The organism is Stutzerimonas marianensis (genome assembly GCF_022810315.1).
GTDB lineage: Bacteria > Pseudomonadota > Gammaproteobacteria > Pseudomonadales > Pseudomonadaceae > Stutzerimonas > Stutzerimonas marianensis.
In genome coordinates, this window is record NZ_JALGRD010000006.1 from 163,363 (window position 1) to 179,730 (window position 16,368).

General features: G+C 64.0%; 15 protein-coding genes. 11 read left to right on the forward strand and 4 right to left on the reverse strand.

The window, feature by feature from the left end; all coding sequences use genetic code 11:
- Window positions 1-118 precede the first annotated feature (118 nt).
- Window positions 119-1,126 (forward strand): nucleoid-associated protein YejK, encoded by a 1,008-nt coding sequence (gene yejK, locus MST27_RS12270; protein WP_243606223.1) that lies wholly within the window; start codon window positions 119-121, stop codon window positions 1,124-1,126.
- 141 nt (window positions 1,127-1,267) lie between these two features.
- A complete protein-coding gene (locus tag MST27_RS12275; RefSeq protein WP_243606224.1) occupies window positions 1,268-2,065 on the forward strand; it encodes an undecaprenyl-diphosphate phosphatase in 798 nt (265 codons plus the stop codon).
- A gap of 43 nt (window positions 2,066-2,108) precedes the next feature.
- On the opposite strand, the gene MST27_RS12280 is transcribed toward MST27_RS12275, so the two are convergent.
- Both MST27_RS12280 and MST27_RS12285 read right to left on the reverse strand, forming a co-directional pair.
- Window positions 2,109-3,047, reverse strand: coding sequence for a glutathione S-transferase family protein (locus MST27_RS12280; RefSeq protein WP_243606225.1), 939 nt, complete (start codon window positions 3,045-3,047; stop codon window positions 2,109-2,111).
- Window positions 3,048-3,113: 66 nt separating this feature from the next.
- Complete coding sequence (locus MST27_RS12285; protein ID WP_243606226.1) at window positions 3,114-3,413, reverse strand: GIY-YIG nuclease family protein; 300 nt, start codon at window positions 3,411-3,413, stop codon at window positions 3,114-3,116.
- A 226-nt stretch (window positions 3,414-3,639) separates the two neighbouring features.
- On the opposite strand from MST27_RS12285, the gene mltF reads away from it, so the two are divergent.
- Window positions 3,640-5,100, forward strand: a complete 1,461-nt coding sequence (gene mltF / locus MST27_RS12290) for a membrane-bound lytic murein transglycosylase MltF (protein ID WP_243606227.1) — start codon at window positions 3,640-3,642, stop codon at window positions 5,098-5,100.
- A 9-nt stretch (window positions 5,101-5,109) separates the two neighbouring features.
- Here mltF and ybaK read toward each other — a convergent pair whose 3' ends face one another.
- Both ybaK and metE read right to left on the reverse strand, forming a co-directional pair.
- Window positions 5,110-5,580, reverse strand: coding sequence for a Cys-tRNA(Pro) deacylase (ybaK, locus tag MST27_RS12295; protein WP_243606228.1), 471 nt, complete (start codon window positions 5,578-5,580; stop codon window positions 5,110-5,112).
- 90 nt (window positions 5,581-5,670) lie between these two features.
- Window positions 5,671-7,971: a 5-methyltetrahydropteroyltriglutamate--homocysteine S-methyltransferase gene (gene metE / locus MST27_RS12300; RefSeq protein WP_243606229.1), complete on the reverse strand. Its 2,301-nt coding sequence runs from the start codon at window positions 7,969-7,971 to the stop codon at window positions 5,671-5,673.
- 161 nt (window positions 7,972-8,132) lie between these two features.
- On the opposite strand from metE, the gene MST27_RS12305 reads away from it, so the two are divergent.
- The 8 genes from MST27_RS12305 (at window position 8,133) to MST27_RS12340 (ending at window position 16,367) form a co-directional block, all read left to right on the forward strand.
- Window positions 8,133-8,723 carry an exopolysaccharide biosynthesis protein gene (locus MST27_RS12305; protein WP_243606230.1) on the forward strand — a complete coding sequence of 197 codons (591 nt, stop codon included), beginning with the start codon at window positions 8,133-8,135 and terminating at the stop codon, window positions 8,721-8,723.
- Window positions 8,724-8,865: 142 nt separating this feature from the next.
- Window positions 8,866-9,795: a transcriptional regulator MetR gene (metR, locus tag MST27_RS12310; protein WP_243606231.1), complete on the forward strand. Its 930-nt coding sequence runs from the start codon at window positions 8,866-8,868 to the stop codon at window positions 9,793-9,795.
- Window positions 9,796-10,166: 371 nt separating this feature from the next.
- A complete protein-coding gene (locus tag MST27_RS12315) occupies window positions 10,167-11,303 on the forward strand; it encodes a transporter substrate-binding protein (protein ID WP_243606232.1) in 1,137 nt (378 codons plus the stop codon).
- Window positions 11,300-11,902 (forward strand): ANTAR domain-containing response regulator, encoded by a 603-nt coding sequence (locus MST27_RS12320; RefSeq protein ID WP_243606233.1) that lies wholly within the window; start codon window positions 11,300-11,302, stop codon window positions 11,900-11,902. The genes MST27_RS12315 and MST27_RS12320 overlap by 4 nt, the downstream gene beginning before the upstream one ends.
- A complete protein-coding gene (locus MST27_RS12325) occupies window positions 11,899-12,747 on the forward strand; it encodes an ABC transporter permease (protein WP_243606234.1) in 849 nt (282 codons plus the stop codon). The genes MST27_RS12320 and MST27_RS12325 overlap by 4 nt, the downstream gene beginning before the upstream one ends.
- Complete coding sequence (locus tag MST27_RS12330; protein ID WP_243606235.1) at window positions 12,747-13,673, forward strand: ABC transporter permease; 927 nt, start codon at window positions 12,747-12,749, stop codon at window positions 13,671-13,673. Before MST27_RS12325 ends, MST27_RS12330 begins: the two co-directional genes overlap by 1 nt.
- A 21-nt stretch (window positions 13,674-13,694) precedes the next feature.
- Complete coding sequence (locus MST27_RS12335) at window positions 13,695-15,323, forward strand: ABC transporter substrate-binding protein (RefSeq protein ID WP_243606236.1); 1,629 nt, start codon at window positions 13,695-13,697, stop codon at window positions 15,321-15,323.
- A 96-nt stretch (window positions 15,324-15,419) separates the two neighbouring features.
- On the forward strand, window positions 15,420-16,367 hold the full coding sequence (locus MST27_RS12340) for an acetamidase/formamidase family protein (protein ID WP_243606237.1): 948 nt from the start codon (window positions 15,420-15,422) through the stop codon (window positions 16,365-16,367).
- Window position 16,368: the final 1 nt, after the last annotated feature.

Below are 16,368 nucleotides of genomic sequence, written 5' to 3' on the forward strand. Positions count from 1 at the left end.
AAAGGCAACCATCTTACTCGCATTGCAAGCCTTCGCCGTACCCGGTTTTTTGCCCTGCGGAGCGACGGGCCCCTCGGTTAAACTGCGCCCCGTCTGCCTCTGCCGCCGCGAGCCCGAAATGCCCATCCGCCATTGCATCGTCCACCTGATCGAGAAAAAGCCCGACGGCACGCCCGCCGTGCTGCATGCCCGCGACTCGGAGCTGGGCCAATCCCAGGCCATCGAGAACCTGCTGGCGGACCTCAACGAGAGCTACAACGCCAAGCAGGGCAAGGCCTGGGGCTATTTTCACGAGGAGTCCGGGGCATACCCCTTCAGCGGCTGGCTGAACCAGTACATGGACGCCAACCTCGACTTCACCGCGTTCAGCCGGCAAGCCGTCGAACATCTGCAGAAGCTGATGGAGGAATCGAACCTCTCCACCGGCGGCCATGTGCTGTTCGCGCACTATCAACAGGGCATGACCGACTATCTGGCCATTGCCCTACTCCACCACAGCAACGGTGTAACCGTGACCGACGCGCTGGACGTGGCCGAGGCCAAGCACCTGGACCTCGGCCAACTGCACCTGGCCACCCGGATCAACCTGTCGGAATGGAAGAACAACGGCCAGTCGCGGCAGTACATTTCCTTCATCAAGGGCAAGAATGGCAAGAAAGTCTCGGAATACTTCCGCGACTTCATTGGCTGTCAGGAAGGCGTCGACGGCCCCGGGGAAACCCGAACCCTGCTCAAGGCGTTCAGTGATTACGTCGAGAACGAAGACCTGCCCGAGGAAAAGGCGCGCGAAAAGACCAGCGCCTTGGTCGGTTACGCCAGCAGCCAGGCCAAGATCGGCGAGCCGATGTCCCTGGAAGAGCTGTCCGGCGTCATCGACGAAGAACGCCCACGCGCGTTCTACGACCACATCCGCAACAAGGACTACGGCCTGTCGCCCGAAATCCCGGCGGACAAGCGCACCCTCAACCAGTTCCAGCGCTTCACCGGGCGCGCCGAAGGGCTGTCGATCAGCTTCGAATCACACTTGCTCGGCTCGAAGGTCGAGTACGACGAGGCCCGTGACATGCTCATCATCCGCCACCTGCCGACCCAGCTGAAAGACCAGTTGAAGCGGCGCAAAGGCTGAACAGGCGCGCTGCGCGCCGTTCGTGCGACGTGGCGACGCGGCAAGGAAATGCATGCGTTGCGGAATGAAATGCGGATTTTCCAGTCACATGCCAGCCAAACGGCCAGGCAACCCGCACGCCCGCTCTGCTAAGGATCAACAATGGATTGGCTTCACCTGATTATCTTGTCCCTCGTGCAGGGCATCACCGAATTTCTTCCGATCTCCTCTTCCGCCCACCTCATCCTGCCGTCGCAGGTGCTCGGCTGGCCTGACCAGGGCCAGGCGTTCGACGTGGCCGTGCACGTCGGCACTCTGCTCGCCGTGCTGATCTGCTTTCGCCAGGAGGTCATCGCCACGAGCCGCGGCTGGCTGGCGCACGTCTTCCAGCGCCGCGCCAGCGCCGAAAGCCGGCTGGGTTGGGCGATCATCATCGGCACGCTACCGGCAGGCATCATCGGTCTGCTGATGGAGGACTACATCGAGCAGTACACCCGCTCGATGCTGTTCATTGCCGCCACCACGATCATCTTCGGCCTGCTGTTGTGGTACGCCGATGCCAAGGGGCGGCGTGTCGCGGACATCGAGCAGCTGACCTGGAAGAGCGCCCTGATCATCGGCCTCGCCCAGGCGCTGGCGCTGATTCCGGGCACCTCGCGCTCGGGCATTACCATGACGGCGGCGCTGCTGCTCGGCTTCACACGACAGACCGCAGCACGCTTCTCCTTTCTGCTGTCGATTCCGCTGATCCTGGCAGCAGGCGGGCTGAAGGCGGTGGAACTGGCACAGTCGGGCGAAGCGGCACACTGGAACGACATTTTCATTGGCGCGGCCCTGTCCTTCGTCGCCGCCTTCCTCTGCATCAAGCTGTTCCTCAAGGCACTCGACGCGCTGGGCATGCTGCCCTTCGTGATCTACCGCCTGCTGCTGGGCATCACCCTGCTGTTCATTGCCCTCTGAGCACGAACGGCCGCGGCGGGTCCTACCTGCCGCGGTGTAGCGCTCAGCGCGCCTCGATGCGATACCCGATGCGTGGGAAGTGAACGTGGACCACCCCGGCGCGTTCGTCCTCGCGACGCAGGATCAGCTCTTCGACGCCAGCGAAAACCAGCTCACCCTCGACCGGATCGGTGCCGTAGTCGACCGCCGCGATGCTGACCCGCTGGCCGACCTGAAAACCGTTCGGGTCGGAGAAGGCCTCGTCCGGCAGCGCCGCCGGCTCGGCTTCACGCGCCACCTTCAGCGCATCCTCGGCGGACAGTTCGCTCCAGGCCCCATGGCCGACGCCAAGCACCTTACCCAGCCAGGCGGCAACCTCGGGATAATCCTCGACCAGCGGCGCCGTAACCGGCGTCGCCTTGAGGAACCACAGACAATGGGCCACCGACAGATCGGCGATACAGGGCGCGTCCCCCAGCAGGAACTCGCCGCCCGACCGCGACAGTTGCTGCTGCAACCGCGCCATCAGCACCGGCCAGTGGTTTTTCGCCTGCTCCAGCGGCACCCGGGAAACCGAACCACTGCTGAACAGCGCCGCGCGATCTTTACTGAACACTTCGACGAACTCTTTCGGCACCTGGGCGAAGCGAAGCGCCATGGATTCGGGCTGGAACACCAGGCTCACCGCATGCAGGAAAAGCACCGAATCAGCCCATTGCGCCAAGGTCGCCGCGACAAACTCCAGGCCCTCAGGGAACAGCGCCGGCGTGGCCTTCTCCGCTTCAAGGCGGCGCGCCATCAGGGCGGTGTCGCAATACACATCGGCACCGATCTGCAACACCGGCGTGCGGCGATAGCCGCCGGTCAGCGCGGTGAGGTCCGGCTTGGGCATTACCGGCGGAATCTGTACCGACCGCCAGGACAGCTGCTTGAAACCCAGCATCAGGCGCGCCTTCTCGGCGAAGGGCGAGGTGGGGTAGTGGTGCAGGATCACGTCGTGCATGTCGGCTCCGCCAGTCAGATAGGTAGACGGGCAGCTTACTCGCCGATGCGCGGGCGGCCTACCCACTCAGGTGATTGATGCACCATTCAGCACGACGCAGCCGCCCTGGCTGGCGACCAGCGCTTCCTTGGCCTGCTTCGTCATCCGCTTGACCTGGCGCTCACGGCGCAGCGCATCGCCTTTGCCCGCGCAGCTTTCCACGTAGACCAGCGCCACCGCCGGGCTGGTGTGGAAGAAACGCGCGCCTCGGCCGCTCTGGTGCGCGACGAAACGGCGCTGGGCATCGTCGCTGATGCCGCAGTAGAGCGCACCGTTGGCGGCACGTACCAGGTAGACGAACCAGGGTTTAGGAGGGGCGTCGCTCATGCGGCGGAAAAATCTCGTACGGGTCGGAAGAAGCGCGGCCGTCGGCCGCCACGGATTGTCGGGCCATGCTCGCTGCGCGGCAAGCCGAGCCGGCAGCAGCCGGCGTCGTGCGGGCTGGAACCGCGGCGTCGAACCCGCCGGGCGCGATCGCTCGCCGCTTCGCTTAGCAAAGTCCGTCGATCCTGTCGAGATATGGTGGCGGATCGCCTTTGCGTATACTGCGCCGATGTTTGCCCAAACCGCGTTCCGAAAGCGCTGCACCTCCTGGTTGCTGGCGACCGGACTCTTCCTGATGCTCAGTAGCTGCGCTGAACCGCCCAGCGCGCTGGAGCGTATCAAGGAGGAAGGTGTGCTGCGCGTGATCACCCGCAACAGCCCCTCCACCTATTTCCAGGACCGCAATGGCGAAGCCGGCTTCGAATACGAGCTGGTCAAGCGCTTTGCCAGCCACCTGGGCGTTGAGCTGCAGATTGAAACGGCCGACAACATCGAGGAAATCTTCACCCGCCTGAACCGTCCCGGCGGCCCGGCGCTCGCCGCGGCCGGCCTGGTCGCGAGCGATGGACGCAAGGATCTGGTGCGTTTCACCCAGCCGTATCTCGACGTGACCACACAAGTGGTCTATCGCAAAGGACAGCGTCGACCTACCCAACCCGAAGACCTGGTCGGCAAGCGCATCCTGGTCCTCAAGGGCAGCAGCCAGGCGGAAAAGCTCAGGGCCTTGCAGACCGAGCTGCCGGACCTGCGCTATGAGGAATCCGACGCGGTGGAAGTGGTCGACCTGCTGCGCATGGTGGACGAAGGCCAGGTCGATCTGACACTGGTCGAATCCAACGAGCTGGCGCTGAATCAGGTGTATTTCACCAACGCCCGCGCCGCGTTCGACCTCGGCGAGCAGAACAGCCTCGCCTGGATCCTTGGCAAGGACGAGGATGACAGCGTGCTGCAGGCCGCCAACCAATTCCTTGCCCTGGCGCGTGAGAACGGCACCCTGCAGCGCCTGCGCGAACGTTATTACGGTCATGTCGACGTGCTTGGCTACGTCGGCGCCTATGCCTTCGCCCAGCATTTGCAGCAGCGCCTGCCACGCTACGAAAAAGTCTTTAGGGAAACGGCCAAGACGCATGGCCTGGATTGGCGTCTGCTGGCGGCGATCGGCTATCAGGAATCGCACTGGCAACCGGATGCGACCTCCAAGACAGGCGTGCGCGGGTTGATGATGCTGACGCTGAACACCGCCAAGGCAATGGGCGTAACCAATCGTCTGGACCCCACGCAAAGCATCCAGGGCGGCGGTAAATACATCGCGCAGATCCACGCCAACCTACCCGAAAGCATCAAGGAACCCGATCGGACCTGGTTCGCGCTGGCCGCTTACAACGTGGGTGGCGGGCATCTGGAAGACGCACGCAAGCTGGCGGAGGGTGAGGGGTTGGACCCGAACAAGTGGCTGGACGTGAAACAGATGCTGCCGCGCCTGGCGCAGAAACAGTGGTACAGCAAAACGCGTTATGGCTACGCACGTGGTGGCGAGCCGGTGCACTTCGTCGCCAACATCCGCCGCTACTACGACATCCTGACCTGGGTGACCCAGCCGCAGATGGAAGGCCAGCAATTGGTGCACAGCGACATCCACATTCCCGGCATCAACTCGACCGACCTTGGCGAGGTCCTTCCGCCGCTCTGATCGCAGCGCTCAAGGCCGGCCGATCGACGCGAAGGTGCCTCCCGTGTGCCGGGCCAGCAACTCGGCCGTTAGCTCCACCTCCAGCCCTCGCCGGCCAGCGCTGACATAGATGCTCGGTTGCGCCTGCGCCGAACTGTCGATGAAGGTGCGCAGGCGCTTCTTCTGCCCCAGCGGGCTGATGCCGCCGACCAGATAACCGGTGGCCCTCTGCGCCGCCATCGGATCGGCCATATCCACCTTTTTGACCCCTGCTGCCTGCGCCAGCGCCTTGAGGTCCAGCGAACCGGCGACCGGCACCACGGCAACCAGCAACTCGTTCTTTTCACTGCAGGCGAGCAATGTCTTGAACACCCGTGCGGGTTCGAGGCCAAGCTTTTCAGCGGCCTCGAGCCCGTATGATGCGGATTTGGGATCGTGCTCGTAGCTGTGGATGTGATGGTCGGCCTTGGCCTTTTTCAGCAGATCGATGGCGGGAGTCATGGTGTGCAGAACGGGTGGGAATGGGATGGCTACCTTAGCCAAAACCGGAGGGCGCGCACAGCGCTGCGGCCTCCGGCTCGGCCAGCCTCGTCAGGCCACTTTGTCGCGATGTGTAGCGCGCAACTGGCGGGCAGCGGCAACCATGTTGACCAATGCCGCCTCGGTCTCCGGCCAGGCGCGCGTCTTCAGGCCGCAGTCCGGGTTGACCCACAGGCGCTCGGCCGGAATCCGCTCGCTGGCCTTTTCCAGCAACTGGACCATTTCCGCGGTGTCCGGCACGCGCGGTGAATGGATGTCGTACACACCCGGGCCGATGTCGTTCGGGTAGTCGAAGGCGCGAAACGCTTCCAGCAACTCCATCTGCGAGCGGGACGTCTCGATGGTGATGACGTCGGCATCCATCGCCGCGATCGCCTCGATGACATCGTTGAACTCGCTGTAGCACATGTGCGTGTGGATCTGGGTGTCGTCGCGCACGCCACTGGCGCACAGGCGAAACGCGTCGACCGCCCAGTCAAGGTACGCCCTCCACTGGGCACGACGCAGCGGCAGGCCTTCGCGGAAAGCGGCTTCGTCGATCTGAATGACGCCGATGCCAGCGGCCTCCAGGTCGCAAACCTCGTCGCGGATCGCCAGTGCCAGTTGCCGCGCCTGCTGCTCGCGACTGATGTCCTCCCGCGTAAAGGACCACATCAGCATGGTCACAGGCCCGGTCAGCATGCCCTTCATGGTCTTGTGCGTCTGTTGTTGCGCATAGCGGATCCATTCGACGGTCATCGGCGCCGGGCGGCTCAGGTCGCCATAGATGACCGCAGGCTTGACGCAGCGCGACCCGTAGCTCTGCACCCAGCCAAAGCGCGTGAAGGCATAGCCATCCAGCTGCTCGGCGAAGTACTCGACCATGTCGTTGCGCTCGGCCTCGCCATGCACCAGCACGTCCAGGCCCAACTGCTCCTGCACCGCAACCGCATGGCGAATTTCGGCCTGCATGGCCTCGGTGTAGTCGGCCAGCGCCAGCTTGCCCTGCTTGAAAGCCTGGCGTGCCAGGCGGATGGCGCCCGTCTGCGGGAAGGAGCCGATAGTGGTGGTGGGAAACTGCGGCAGGTTCAACCGTGCGCGCTGTTGCTCGATGCGCTGCGCGAACGGCGATTGCCGCTGACTGTGCCGTGGCTTGACCGCTGCCAGGCGCGCCTGCACGTCGGGCTTGTGGATGCGGGATGACGCCGCCCGCGCCGCCTGGACGGCCCGGCTGGTCTGCAGAGCTGCCTGGACTCGCGGATCGTCAGGCTGCTCGGCCGCGCGTGCCAGCACGGCGACCTCTGCACACTTCTGCACGGCGAACGCCAGCCAGCTCCGGATTTCGGGATCCAGCTGGTCTTCACGCTCCAGATCGACAGGCGCATGAAGCAGCGAGCAGGACGGCGCCACCCACAGGCGCTCACCGAGTCGCTCGGCCGCGTGCTCGATCACTGTCAGGGCACGTTCAAGGTCGCAGCGCCAGACATTGCGACCATTGACCAGGCCCAACGAGAGCACCTTGTATGTCGGCAGGCGGTCGAGGATGGTGGGGAACTGCTCCGGCGCACGCACCAGGTCGATATGCAGACCGTCGACGGGCAGCCCGGCGGCCAGCCCGAGGTTGTCCTCCAGACCACCGAAATAGGTCGCGACCAGCTTCTTCAGGGGGGCCCGCTGCAACAGGTTGTAGGCGCGCTCGAACGCACTCTTCCACTCCTGCGGCAGGTCCAGCACGAGGATCGGCTCATCGAGCTGGACCCATTCGACGCCCTGGGCCGCCAACCGATCGAGCACCTCGCCGTAAAGCGGGAGCAAGCGCTCGAGCAGGTCCAGCTTGTCGAAGGCCGCACCTTTGGCCTTGCCCAGCCAGAGGTATGTAAGGGGCCCGATCAGCACCGGCTTGAGGCGATGGCCCAGCGCCCGTGCCTCCTCGACCTCTTCGAACAGTTGCGTCCAGGAAAGGGTAAACGCCTGGTCGGGGCTGAACTCCGGGACCAGATAGTGATAGTTCGTGTCGAACCATTTGGTCATTTCCTGCGCCTGGACGCCGCCGCAGCAACCCTGCGTCGCTCCGCGCGCCATGGCGAACAGGGTGTCGAGCGTGACCTGTCCGTGGCTATCGCGGAAGCGCTCCGGCACGACGCCGAACATCAGCGAATGGGTCAGGACCTGGTCGTACCAGGCAAAATCGCCGACAGGCAGCAGCTCGATGCCGGCAGCGGCTTGCGCCTGCCAGTGAGCCGCACGCAGTCGGCGGCCCACATCGCGCAGGCCGGCCTCAGCCAGGTCGCCCTTCCAATACGCCTCGAGTGCCTTCTTCAGTTCGCGGTCCGCGCCGATGCGGGGAAAGCCCAGGGAGTGCGCAACAGCCATTTCATATCTCCAAGTCGTTTCACATGATTGCGGCGATTGTCCCGGCCGGCACTCATTGAAACAAACTCAAGTTACTAAGGATGAACCACAGAATTATTCATATTGAGACTTTCGGCTGTGGCTGGGCTCTAACCTCTGACGCCGCACAGAAGCCAAGGACTATGACCCGCGACGACGCTCCACAGAATCTGCGTACCCTGCTCGAATGCCTGGAACAGGCCGGCGAACCCGGTCAGGACGTGACCTTGGCGAGCATGCTCGAGGCAACCGGCCAACGCAGCTTCGGTGCCCTGCTGCTGGTGCCCGGTTTGCTGGTCTTCTCTCCGCTGTCAGGCATCCCGGGTCTGCCCACCTTCTTTGCCGCGATGGTCGGCCTCATCGCCTTGCAACTGTTGATCGGCCGCGACCATTTCTGGTTGCCGCAGTGGTTGCTGGGTCGTCGCGCCCCGCGAAGCAAGTACGACCGCGCGATGGGATTTCTCAAGCGGCCGGCCGGCTGGGTCGATCGGATCATTCGCCACCGGTTGACATTCTTCACCTCGGGCCTGGCCGTGCGGCTCAACGCCGTGCTGTGCCTATTGATTGCCGCCACCATGCCACCACTCGAACTGATTCCCTTCGGCAACTCCATCGCGGGCGCTGCGCTGAGCCTGCTGGGCCTTGGCATGATGGCGCGTGACGGCGCGTTGGTGCTCCTGTCGATCGGCATGCTCGGGTTGTTGGGCTACCTGTTGACTCGCCTCTGGATGTAACCGCACCGGGACGGCACTCGACTCCGCGACAGGGCTGCGCGACACTCTGCAGAACCTGAAACCGGCTCATGCAACGAGCGATGCACAATCGAACGCGTCGCCAGGGCTGGCTTCTCTGCCCCGTCATGACAGGACCCCGAGCATGTTGGAATTACGTCACCTGAAAACCCTTCATGCGCTGCGCGAAACGGACAGCCTGGTGGAGGCAGCCGAGCGCCTGCATCTGACCCAGTCGGCCTTGTCGCATCAGTTCAAGGAGCTGGAGGAGCGTCTCGGGCTGCAACTGTTCGTACGCAAGACCCGCCCCGTGCGCTTCACCAGTGCTGGCTTGCGGCTCCTGCAGCTGGCCGATTCGCTACTGCCGCAATTGCGCAGTGCCGAGCGGGACCTGGCCCGGCTGGCCGGCGGCACAGCCGGACGATTGCACATGGCGATCGAATGCCACAGTTGTTTCCAGTGGCTGATGCCGACCATTGACCAATTCCGCGACGCCTGGCCTGAAGTCGAGCTGGACCTGGCCTCGGGCTTCTCGTTCGCCCCTCTGCCTGCATTGGCAAGAGGCGACCTGGATCTGGTGGTGACGTCGGACCCCATCGAACTAGCGGGCATCGCCTATGTGCCGCTGTTCACCTACGAGGCGTTGCTGGCGGTCGCCAACCAGCATCCGCTGGCGACTCGGCCGTACGTGCGCGCCGAGGACCTGGCGAGCGAGACGCTGATCACCTACCCCATCGAGCGCGACCGGCTAGACATCTTCACCCGCTTCCTCGAGCCGGAGGACGTCGAGCCTGCGCAGGTCCGCACATCCGAACTGACGGTGATGATGATGCAGCTCGTCGCCTCCGGTCGCGGTATATGCAGCCTGCCCAACTGGGCCCTGCACGAGTACAGTGCGCGCGGCTACGTGACGGCCAAGCGGCTCGGCGAAAAAGGCTTGTTCGCCACGCTCTATGCCGGTATCCGCGCCGATATGCTGGATTCGCCCTTCATGCGTGACTTCCTGCTGACCGCTAAGGACACGTCGTTCGCCACTCTTGAAGGCGTCAGCGCCGCGCCTAAAAGCAGCCGCTAGCCGAAAGGCCCCTCGTCTCAACTGTCGACGCGCTGCTGCCCATGCACCGAATCGACACAGCTGCCGAAGGCGGTGCTCCATGACAGAACATCGCGCCGCAACAATGCAAGACCAGCATCCGTAGCGGCACGGCGTGTGCAGCCACCTACAGCTTCGCATAGCGGTCGCGGGGACCGGCTCGCCTCACGGTTTGGTCTTGCTCATATGGTGGCGAGCCATAGTTGGCATCCTTTTTTCATGGAGCAAACCCAGACATGCAAGCCGGGATAACGACCCCTTAAGCCTTGCCAACATTGCGCCCCGAAGGCGCCAGGTAACGAAGCCTGATCACCAGCCTGCTGGTCGATCAGGCTTTTTTTTGGATGCAAACAATGCCCCGAACCTTTCCGATTGGTCTGCTGCTTTCCACCGACGGGACCTATCGCCGAATGGGCAGCCACGCGTTGGCAGGCGCGCTCAATGCGCTGGCCGAGATCAACGACGATCCGCGTTATGAGTTCCAGCTGCAGGCGACCCACATCAATCCGCAAGGCCAGCTCGGGCGCTACGGCGAAGGCGCCGCGCAGCTCATGGATGCGGGCATTCGCCATCTGTTCGGCACCATCACCTCGGCCAGCCGCAAGGAAATCATCCCGGATCTGGAACAGCACGGCGGCCTGCTCTGGTACGCCTGCCCCTATGAGGGCTTCGAAAGCAGCGAGAACGTGCTCTACCTCGGCGGTTGCCCGAACCAGACCCTGATCCCCCTGCTGCGCTATGCGTTGCGCACCTTTGGACGCCGCGCCCATCTCATCGGCTCGAACTATGTCTGGGGATGGGAAAGCAACCGCATCGCGCGTGAGGTGCTGCAGGCCGCCGGCGGCGAGGTGCTGGCGGAGAAGTATGTCCATCTGGGCTCGACCACCTTTACCGAAATAATCAAGGCGCTGATAGCCGACCCGCCGGCCTTCATTCTCAACAATCTGGTGGGCGAGTCGTCCTATGCCTTTCTGGCCCAGCTCGACGAGGCCTGCAACGGGCGCGGCCTGAGCCTGCCCGTACTCAGCTGCAACCTGACCGAGGCGGAACTGGGTGAACTCGGCACGCTGAACAACCTGCGCCTGCTTTCCTGCGGGCCGTTCTTCGAGGCAGTCGACCCAGGCTTCAGCAAGCGCCAGCAGCGACGCCACGGCTTGCCACGCTGCTCGCACTACTACGCGGGCGCCTACGCTGCCGTGCACCTGTTCGCCCAGGCGCTGCAACACACCGCTGACGATGACCCCGAAACGATCACCGCTCACCTGCACCAGGCCGCCTGGCCGAGCGCGCTCGGCACATTGCGCATCGCGCCGCACAACAACCACACCAGCCTGCCCTGCCATATCGCCGAGCTACGCAACGGACGCTTCTGCCTGTTGCACAGCGAAGACGGCGTGCTGGCGCCGGACCCTTATCTCACCGCCACCGACCTGAGCGACCTGCGCCCACTACGCGAGACCACGCCGACCCAGCTGAGGATCGTCAAATGAAGCTGAAACGCCCCGACTTCGAAAGTGGCCGCCTGCTGCTTATCGACTGTGAAGAGCGCACCCTTGCCGCACTGCACAAGAGCCTGCAGCGCCTGGGCATCACTGCCGTGGCGCTGACCGGCGATGCGCCCGTGGCGCTGGATAACTGCTTTGCCGCCGTGGTCGAACTCGAACACTTCGCCAGTCCGCGGACGCTGCGCCAACTGGGGTCGGCAGGGGTTCCCCTGATCGCACTGAGCGCTCACGAGACGCTGTCGCATATCCAGCGCGCCATCGAGCTCGGCGCCACCGCCCTGCTCAACAAGCCCATCACGCAAGGCTCGGTCTACACCACGCTGATGATGGCGATCGGCTTGCAGCAGCGACTGGCCAGCGAGCGTGACGAACGCCTGGCTCTGCAACAACGGCTGGCGTCCGCCCCGCTACTGGCACAGGCACTGGCTCGGCTAATGGTCGAGCATGGCATCGACGAGACAGCGGCCTATGAGCGGCTGAGATTGCTGTCGATGCGCCTGGGCCGAAGCATGGATTCGCTCTGCTCCGACATGGCCAACGATCGACCCGAAACGTCCGGGATCGGTACGCGAGGCATGCGATGAAGACGCTGTTCGCCCTGTGCCGACGCCCCTCGGTGGCCCTCTCACTGCTGCTGATCCTGACCATTGTGCTACTGGCGATCCTGGCGCCCTGGGTCAGCCCGTACGACCCCTCCGAGCAGTTCATCGAAGGGCTATCGATGGAAGGGGCGCCCTTGCCGCCGGACGGGACCTATCGGCTGGGCACCGATCTGCTGGGTCGCGACCTGCTCTCGCGGCTCATCTACGGTGCACGCACTTCGCTGTTCATCGGCCTGGTAGCCAACGGCCTGGCCGTGCTGATCGGCACCCTGGTCGGCCTGACAGCAGGCTTCGTGCGTGGCTGGCTGGGCAGCCTGCTGATGCGCTTGACCGATCTGATGATGGCCTTTCCCGCTCTGCTGCTGGCCATCGCCCTGGCGGCGATCTTCCAGCCGAGCGTGTGGATCGTGGCGCTGGTGATCGCCATGGTGAACTGGGTGCAGATCGCCCGGGTGATCTATTCGGAAACCGTGGCGCTGGAGGCCCGCGACTTCGTGGCGGTGGAACGCACCCTCGGCGCCAGCTCGCTGCGCATCCTCTTCTCGCACCTGTTGCCCCACCTGCTGCCGACCATCCTGGTCTGGGCCACGCTCGGCATTTCCACCACGGTGCTGCTGGAGGCCACGCTGTCCTACCTCGGCGTCGGGGTGCAGCCGCCCACGCCGAGCTGGGGCAACATCATTTTCGAAAGTCAGACCTACTTCAGCGAGGCGCCCTGGCTGGTGTTCATCCCAGGCGCGGCGATCATCCTCCTGTCGCTCGCCTTCAACCTGGTCGGCGACGCGCTGCGCGACGAGCTCGACCCTACACTGGTGGGGAGACGCTGATGTCGATCTTTATCCTGCGCCGCCTCGGCTATTCGCTGCTGATCCTGCTCGGCGTCACCTTCATCACCTACCTGCTGCTGTTCATGCTGCCGGCCGATCCGGCGCGGCAGATCGCCGGGCGCAGTGCGACACCGGAAGTGGTAGCCGGCATCCGGGCGCAGCTCGGCCTGGACCTGCCCTTCTACGAACAGTACGGACGCTACCTCGGCAATCTGGCACAGGGCGATCTCGGTCGCTCCTACATACAGCGCAGCGAAGTCGCCGAGCTGATCGGCTCGCGCCTGCGGCCGTCGCTGGAACTGATGGCCGCCGGCATTGGCTTCGAGCTGCTGATCGGCATCAGCCTCGGTGTGATCGCTGCGCTACGCCGCGGTGGTGTCGCCGACAAGCTGTTGATGGCGTTTTCCTTCATCGGCGTCTCGGCGCCGCAGTTCATCGCCGCGATGCTGTTTCTCTACTTCTTCTCCATGCAACTGGGCTGGTTCCCGCTTGGCGGCTATGGCGGGCCGGAGCACCTGCTGCTCCCGGCTCTGACACTGGGGATTCTCGGCAGCGGCTGGTACTCGCGCATGGTGCGCTCCTCGATGATCGAGGTGTTGCATCAGGACTTCATTCGCACCGCCCGCGCCAAGGGCCTGAGCCGCGGACGGGTGATCCTGCGCCACGTGCTGCCCAACGCCATCGTCCCGGTGATTCCCATGATCGGCATCGATATCGGCATCTTCATGGGCGGGCTGGTGGTCGTCGAGTCGGTGTTCGGCTGGCCGGGCATCGGACAACTGGCCTGGCAGGCGATCCAGCAGGTGGACATCCCGGTGATCGTCGGCGTTACCACCGTATCGGCCGTGGCCATCGTGCTCGGCAACCTGCTGGCCGACCTGGTGATCCCGCTGGTCGACCCACGCATCGATGTGAAAAAACACTAACCAAAAGCAAGGGGCAGGAGCATGAAGCGCAAAGCACTATCGCTGGCCATCGCGGCCACACTGTTCGCCGGCGGCCTGATGGCCCAGGAATCACAGGACCCCAACGCCAAGCCCGGCGGCACCGCCGTGGTGACCTACCAGAACGATGTCGCCACCCTCGATCCGGCGATCGGCTACGACTGGCAGAACTGGTCGATGATCAAGAGCCTGTTCGACGGCCTGATGGACTACAAACCCGGCACCACCGAACTGGTGAAGGACCTGGCCGAGGACTACAGCATCTCTGACGACGGTACCGTCTATACCTTCACCCTGAAGAAGGGCGTCAAGTTCCACAACGGCCGGGAGCTCAAGGCCAGCGACGTCAAGTACTCGCTCGAGCGTACCGTCAACCCCAAGACCCAGAGCCCGGGCGCCGGCTTCTTCAGCTCGATCGCCGGCTACCAGGACATGGCTGAAGGCAAAGCGGACAGCCTCAGCGGCATCGAAGTGGTCGATGACTATCAGTTGAAGATCACCCTCAGCGAAGCCAATGCCACCTTCCTGCACGTCATGGCGATCAATTTCGCCTCCGTGGTACCCAAGGAAGCCGTCGAACGATGGGGCGAGGATTTCGGCAAGCATCCGGTCGGTACCGGCGCGTTCAGCCTCGAAGAATGGAAGCTCGGCCAGCGCCTGGTGTTCAAGAAAAACCCGGAATACTTCCACCAGGGCCTTCCCTATCTGGACGGCATCACCTTCGAAGTCGGGCAGGACCCGAGCGTCGCCCTGCTGCGCCTGGAGAAAGGCGAAGTCGACATCGCTGGCGACGGCGTGCCGCCAGCGCGCTTCCTGCAGTTTCGCAAGGACCCGAAATTCAAGGACATGCTGGTGGTCGGTGACCAGCTGCACACCGGTTACCTGACCCTCAAGACCACCCTGGCCCCCTTCGACAACCTCAAGGTGCGCCAGGCCGTGAACATGGCCATCAGCAAAGACCGCATCGTGCGCATCATCAATGGTCGAGCAACGCCGGCCAGCCAGCCGTTGCCGCCGGCCATGCCCGGTTACGACGAGGCCTACAAGGGCTACGCCTATGACGTCGAAGGGGCGAAAAAGCTGCTTTCAGAAGCGGGGTTCGAGCAGGGCTTCGACACCGAGTTGTACGTGATGAACACCGATCCGCAGCCACGGATCGCCCAGTCGATCCAGCAGGATCTGGCCAAGGTAGGCATTCGTGCGCAGATCAAGTCGCTGGCCCAGGCCAACGTGATCGCTGCCGGCAGCGAGAAGGACCAGGCGCCGATGGTCTGGTCGGGCGGCATGGCCTGGATCGCCGACTTCCCGGATCCATCCAACTTCTGGGGGCCGATCCTCGGTTGTGCCGGTGCGGTGGAAGGCGGCTGGAACTGGTCGTTGTACTGCAACAAGGAGCTCGACGCGCTGGCCGCCAAGGCCGACGCCATGGCCAAGCCGGAGCAGGAAGCCGAACGCATTGCCCTGTGGAAGAAGGTCTTCACCGACACCATGGCCGACGCGCCCTGGGTGCCGATCTTCAACGAGCAGCGCTTCTCGGTGCGCTCGGCGCGCATGGGCGGCGACGATGCGCTCTATGTCGATCCGGTGCACGTGCCGGTCAACTATGACCACATCTACATCAAGGGCCAGTGACGATCCGCTAGCCACCGTGGCGCAACCCGATACGTCCGGCTGCGCCCGCCCTGCCCGGCTTGCCGGGCTTTCGAATCGACTGCCGGAGTTTCACCCATGTGCCAGAACTGCCTGATCAAGACCATTCACAGCGTCCACAACCATTTCGGCTGGGACAACAGTTTTGTCCCGGTGGAGCGGATCGCTCCCGGTACGACCCTGGAATTCCACTGCCACGACTCGTCCAACGGCTATTTCACGCCGACGTCTGTCACCGCCGATGTGGCGAACATGCCGTTCGACAAGATCAACCCGGTGACCGGCCCGATATTCATCGAAGGCGCCATGCCCGGCGATGTGGTCAAGGTGACCATCGACAGCTTCAAACCCTCGGGATTCGGCTGGACGGCCAACATACCGGGCTTCGGCCTGCTTGCCGACCAGTTCACCGAGCCCGCCCTCGCGCTCTGGCAGTACGACACCGAGAGTCTGGCACCCGCTGCTTTTGGTGACTTCGCCAAGGTGCCGCTCAAGCCTTTCGCCGGCACCATCGGCCTGGCGCCGGCCGAGAGCGGGCTGCATTCGGTGGTCCCGCCGCGCCGGGTGGGCGGCAATCTGGACATCCGCGACCTGGCCGCCGGCACCACGCTGTACCTGCCAGTGGAAGTCGAAGGCGCACTCTTCTCCATCGGTGACACCCATGCGGCACAGGGCGATGGTGAGGTCTGCGGCACCGCCATCGAGAGCCAGATGGACGTAGTGGTGACGCTGGATCTGGTCAAGGACACACCCCTCAGGGCGCCACGCTTCAGCACGCCGGGCCCGGTCACGCGCCACCTGGACAGCGCCGGCTACGAAGCCTTCACCGGCATCGCCCCCGACCTTATGCAGGCCTCGCGCGATGCGTTGTCGAACGCCATCGACTGGCTCTGCCGTGAGCACCGAATGCCGGCCGAACAGGCCTACATGCTCTGCTCGGTATGCGGAGACCTGCGCATCAGCGAGATCGTCGACATACCCAACTGGGTGGTGTCCTTCTACGTGCCGAAGGTGGTGTTCGCCTGAC